The 6,429-nt window shown below is 68.8% G+C and carries 1 protein-coding gene; it reads left to right on the forward strand.

Translation table 11 applies throughout. The features are described 5' to 3' along the window. Positions 1-7: 7 nt before the first annotated feature. A partial coding sequence (locus ABB33_RS10190) for an MBG domain-containing protein (RefSeq protein ID WP_056932006.1) occupies positions 8-6,429 on the forward strand: 6,422 nt, incomplete at its 3' end.

Raw genomic sequence — 6,429 nt, forward strand, 5'->3', positions numbered from 1 at the left:
ACCGGCCATGAACCGCATCTATCGTCTTGTGTTCAACCACGCCCTGGGCCAGGTCCAGGTGGCCTCCGAGCTCGGCGCCTCGCCCCGCGCGAAGACCGGGGCCACGCGCCACCTGCCGGCAGGCGTGCGCCTGACCCCGCTGGCGCTGGGCCTGCTGCTGTCCGTCGGCAGCCTCGGCGTGATGGCCCAGTCACTGCCGGGCGGCGGCAGCATCGTTTCCGGCAGTGGCCAGATCGGCGCACCCGACGGCAACCAGCTGATCATCAACCAGGCCAGCGACAAACTGGCGATCAACTGGCAGAGCTTCAATATCGGTGCCGGGCAGAAGGTCACCTTCAACCAGCCCGGCACGAACTCGATTGCGCTCAACCGGGTACTCGGCGTCGATGGTTCCGTGATCATGGGCCAGCTGGACGCCAATGGCCGGGTGTTCCTGGTCAACCCCAACGGCATACTGTTCGGTGCAGGCGCCCAGGTGAACGTCGGCGGCCTGGTCGCCTCCACCCTGGGCATCAGCGACGCCGATTTCATCGCCGGCAACTACCGTTTCAAGGGGAATGGCAGCAACGCCGCGGTGATCAACCACGGCACGCTCAGCACCAGCGCCGGCGGTGCCATTGCGCTGCTCGGCGGCAGGGTCAGCAACCACGGCGTGATCGTCGCCAACCAGGGCAGCGTGGCGCTGGCCGCCGGCGATGCCATGACCCTGGACTTTGCCGGCAACGGCCTGCTCAACCTGCGGGTCGATGAGGGCATGGTCGATGCCCTGGTGGAAAACCACCAGCTGATCAGGGCCGATGGCGGCCAGGTGCTGCTCACCGCCCACGCCGGCGATGCGCTGCTCAGGACCGTGGTCAACAACACCGGGGTGATCGAAGCCCGCACCCTGGGTGAGAAAGACGGCAGGATCCTGCTGCTGGGCGATTTCGACGGCGGCGTGGTGAACGTTGCCGGTACCCTTGATGCCAGCGCCCCGGACGGTGGCAACGGCGGTTTCATCGAGACCAGCGGCGCCCACGTGCGGATCGCCGACGACGTCAAGGTGACCACCCTGGCCGAGCCCGGCAGGGGCAGGACCGGCGAATGGCTGATCGACCCCTACAACGTGACCATTTCCAATGCCGGCAGCACCGGCATGGGCGGGTTCAACGGCAGCGCCAACGACAGCGTGCTCAACGTCCACACCCTGACCAATGCCCTGGCCAGCACCGGGGTGACGGTGACCACCGGCGTCGGTGGCAGCCAGGCCGGCAACATCACCGTGGATGCGCCCATCAACTGGAGCGCCGACACCACCCTGACGCTGAACGCCGCCGGCAGCGTCATCATCAACAAGGACATCACCGCCACCGGCACCAATGCAGGGCTCTCGCTGGTCTACGGCAACGGCTACCGGCTGGGCAGCGGCGCCCGCGTCACCCTGTCGGGCAGCAACGCCAGCCTCAGCCTGGGGGGCACCAGCTACACCCTTATCCATGACCTCGCCGGCCTGCAGGGCGTCGGCGCCAGCGGCAACTACGCCCTGGCCACCGACCTGGACGCCAGCGCCACGCGCACCTGGAACGGCGGCCAGGGCTTCGCGCCGCTGCAGGGGTTCAGCGGCACCTTTACCGGCCTCGGTCACGCCGTGGATGGCCTGACCATCGCCCGTGGCACCGAGAACAACGTGGGCCTGTTCCAGGCCGTCAGCGGGCAGGTGCGCGACCTGACCCTGTCCAACGCCGCCATCACCGGCAACATCACCGTCGGCGCCATCACCGGCTCCCTCAGCGGCTCGCTGTCGGGCATCCACGTCACCGGCGCGGTGCTGGGCAACGGCTCCAACGTCGGCGGCCTGGTCGGCCAGCTCACCAATGGCACGCTGCAGGGGGCATCCTCGAGCGCCAGCGTGACGGGCCTGAGCAACGTTGGCGGCCTGGCCGGCACCGTGCAGAACGGCACCCTGACCGATGCCTATTCCACGGGGTCGGTGACCGGCACCATCAGCAACAGCAGCGCGTTCGCCGGCGGGCTGGTGGGCAATGTCTTCGACTCGGCGACCCTGACCAACACCTATGCCAGCGGCCGGGTCCGGGGCTACACCGCCACCGGCGGACTGATCGGCGGCACCTTCCTGTCCACCATCAGCTTCGCCAACAGCTACTGGGACGTGAACAGCACCGGGCAGCTCAGCAGCGCCAGCGGTGGCACCGCCATCACCTCGGCCAACGCCCGCAGCCAGGCCACCTATGGCGGCTTCGACTTCGCCAACACCTGGGTGATGTTCGAGGGTGACACCCGGCCGATGCTGCGCAGCGAGTACTCCACCACGGTGTACACCCCCCACGCCCTGCAACTGATCGGCATGAACCTGGCCGGCAACTACCGGCTCGGCACCTCCCTCGATCTCGGCGCCGCGCTCGCCACCAATGGCAACGGCTACTACAGCGATGTCTGGGGCGCATCGGGCTTCAAGCCGCTGGGTAGCGACTCCGCCGCCTTCACCGGCAGCTTCAATGGGCAGGGCTTCGGCCTGATCGGCCTGGCCATCAACCGCGCCAGCACCAACTACGTCGGCCTGTTCGGCTATACCTCCGGTGCGACCCTGACCAACGTCAAGCTGGTCGGCGGCAGTGTCACCGGCAGCGACGGCGTCGGTGCACTGGTCGGCTACATGACGGGCGGCACCCTTGGCAGCGCATCGGCCAGCACCACGGTCAGCGGCACCAGCACTGGCGAAGCCAATACCGGCGGGCTGGTGGGCGCCAACGACGGCGGCGCCATCGCCGATGCCTCCGCCAGTGGCAACGTCACCGGCGCCGGCTACCAGGTCGGCGGCCTGGTTGGTTCCAATTTCAACGGCGGCAGCATCACCCGCGCCCATGCCACCGGCAAGGTGACCGGCACCAACCCGAACGCCGGCCTCGGCTATGTCGGCGGGCTGGTCGGCGCCAACGGCTACAGCGGCAACGGCGGTTCCATCAGCCAGTCCTACGCCACCGGCACGGTGACGGCGGCGGCGGGCCCCATCGGCGGCTTCGTCGGCCACAACGAAGGCAGCATCACCGACTCCTACGCCACCGGCGCGGTGATCGGCCAGGGTTCGGCCAGCAACATCGGCGGCTTCGCCGGGGTCAACTTCGTCAACGGCACCATCAGCAACAGCTATTCCACCGGCTACGTCGCCGGCGGCTCCCAGAGAGGCGGCTTCGTCGGCTACAACAACGCTGGCAACAGCGCCATCAGCAACGTCTACTGGGACATCCAGACCAGTGGCCAGGCACTGGGCGCCGCTGGCGGGTTTAGCACTGGAATCACCGGGCGCACCACCGCCCAGTTGCAGGGCAGCCTGCCCGCCGGTTTCGCCTCCTCGATCTGGGGCGTCGGCACCAACCTCTATCCGTATCTGCAATGGCGCTACAGCACCACGCCCCACGCCGTGAGCGGCCGTGTGTTCAGCGACGCCGGCAGCACCGCATTGGCCGGTGCCACCGTCAGTGCCGTGTCCGCTGGCCAGCTGATCGGCAGCGCCTCCAGCGGCGCGAACGGCTACTACTACGTCCTCGGCGAAGCCAGCCGGTTCGACGGCAATGGCACGCTTGCCTACCTGGAGGGCGGTTCCAGCCAGGGCGCCGCGTTCAGTGACCGGGTCGGCTACCTCGGTATCCAGGGCGTGGACATCTATGCCTCGGCCATGCGCCTGGTGACCGGGCAGGGCAGCCTCACGGCGACCCGCAGCCGCTACCTGGCCACCCGCGGCAGCTACGCCGACAGCGACCTGGACTTCCTTGCGTCCTACGACTTCGGCGCCCTCACCGATACCGGCCATGGCCTCTACCTGAGCGCCAGCTCCGCCAGCTACAGCCTGGACACCGACCTCGGTTCCGGCGGCCTGCTGGCCCTGGACGGCGGCGGCCAGTTCAGCCTCAGCGGCAACCGCCAGCTGTCGGCCGGCGGCAACCTCGACGTCGGCGACCGCCTGACCTGGAGCGACAACGCCGCGCTGACCCTCAGCACCAGCAACGGCGGCAACATCGTGCTGGGGGATGGCATCGGCGCCGCCAACGGCAGCCTGACCCTGTCCGCCGCCGGCAGCGTGACCAGCAATGGCGCCGTCAACCTCGGTGTGCTGAATCTCGCCAACGGCACCTGGACCCAGGTGGCGGCCAGCCTGCCCGGCTTCAGCGTCACCGACTTCCGCCTCGGCCCCGGCGCCACCTTCGTGCGGGCCCTGGGCGGCGACGGCAGCGCCGCCACGCCGTACCGCATCGCCGATGTCTATGGCCTGCAGGGCCTGGCCTCCAGCAGCCTGGCGGGCAGCCGCTTCGTCCTGGCCGGCGACATCGACGCCTCCGCCAGCGCGCTGTGGAACAGCGGCGCCGGCTTCCTCTCCATCGGCAGCCAGGCCAACCCCTTCACCGGCCGGCTCGACGGACAGGGGCACCGCATCAGCGGCCTGGCCATCAACCGCCCCGGCAGCACCTACAGCGGCCTGTTCGGCTACAACGCCGGCTACGTCGGCAACCTCAACCTGGTGGGCGGCAGCGTGGCCGGCGGCACCTACGCCGGTGCCCTGGTGGGCTACAACGCCGCCTCCGGGGTGGTCGAGCGGGTCAGCAGCGACACCGGCGTCACCGGCACGGGCAATGTCGGCGCCCTGGTCGGCAGCAACGCCGGGACCCTCAGCGAGTCCCTGGCCACTGGCAGTGCCAGCGGCGGCCTCAATGGCGGCGGCCTGGCGGGCAGCAACACCAGTACCGGCACCATCCGCGACAGCTACGCCACCGGCAGCGCCCAGGGCAGTGCCGCCGTCGGCGGACTGGTCGGATTCAACGAAGGCAGTCTCCAGCGCGTCTATGCCACCGGCAACGCCACCTCCAGCGTCGGCGCGACCGGCGGCCTGGTCGGCAGCAATGCCGGCACCGCCACCGGCAGCTTCTGGAACACCACCAGCAGCGGCATGGCCCAGGGGGTCGGGGCCGGCAACGCCACCGGCGTATCGGGGCAGACCAGCGCACAGCTCAGCCGCCTGGCGCCCTTCATTGCGGCCGGCTGGAGCATCGACGACGCCGGCGGCACGGGCACCACCTGGCGGATGTACGAGGGCCACAGCGCACCACTGCTGCGCAGCTTCATGACGCCCCTCAGCGTCGGTGTCGGCAACGCCAGCAAGACCTATGACGGCAGCGCCACCAGCAGCGCCGGTGCCCTGGTGTTCCCCATCGGGTATGACCCGAGCCTGGTTTCCGGCAGTGCGGTCTACACCGCCAACAGCGCCAACGCTGGTACCTACAGCGGTGCCAACCTGAGCGTGGGCGGGCTGTATTCGAGCCAGTTCGGTTATGACATCAAGACCGTCGCCGGCACCCTGACCATCGGCAAGGCCGGCCTGACCATCACCGCCAACAATGGCAGCAAGTCCTACGGCCAGACGGGGGGTGTCAACGGCTTCACTGCCAGCGGCCTGGTCAACGGCGACACGGTGTCCTCGGTCGCGCTGGCCTCGGCCGGTACCGCCGCCAGCGCCAACGTCGGCAACTACACCATCACCGCCGCCAATGCCGGTGGCACGGGGCTGTCCAACTACGACATCACCTACGTCAACGGCACCCTGACCATCGGCAAGGCCGGCCTGACCATCACCGCCAACAATGGCAGCAAGACCTACGGCCAGACCGGCGGCACCAACGGCTTCACTGCCAGCGGCCTGGTCAACGGCGATACGGTGTCCTCGGTCGCGCTCGCCTCGGCCGGTACCGCCACCACCGCCAACGTCGGTGACTACACCATCACCGCCGCCAATGCCGATGGCACGGGGCTGTCCAACTACGACATCACCTACGTCAACGGCACCCTGACCATCGGCAAGGCCGGCCTGACCATCACCGCCAACAACAACAGCAAGACCTATGGCCAGACGGGCAGCACCAACGGCTTCACTGCCAGCGGCCTGGTCAATGGCGACACGGTGACCACGGTCGACCTGGCCTCGGCCGGTACCGCCGCCAGCGCCAACGTCGGCGACTACACCATCACCGTCGCCAACGCCGATGGGACCGGGCTGTCCAACTACGACATCACCTACGTCAACGGCACCCTGACCATCGGCAAGGCCGGCCTGACCATCACCGCCAACAACGGTGGCAAGACCTACGGCCAGACGGGTGGTGCCAACGGCTTCACTGCCAGTGGCCTGGTCAACGGCGATACGGTGTCCTCGGTCGCGCTGGCCTCGGCCGGTACCGCCGCCACCGCCAACGTCGGCGACTACACCATCACCGCCACCAGCGCCGATGGCACGGGTCTGTCCAACTACGACATCACCTACGTCAACGGCACCCTGACCATCGGCAAGGCCGGCCTGACCATCACCGCCAACAACGCCAGCAAGACCATCGGCCAGCTCTCAGCGCTCAACGGCTACACCGCGGAGGGCCTGGTCAACGGCGA

The sequence above is a fragment of the Stenotrophomonas acidaminiphila genome, from assembly GCF_001431595.1.
Lineage (GTDB): Bacteria > Pseudomonadota > Gammaproteobacteria > Xanthomonadales > Xanthomonadaceae > Stenotrophomonas > Stenotrophomonas acidaminiphila.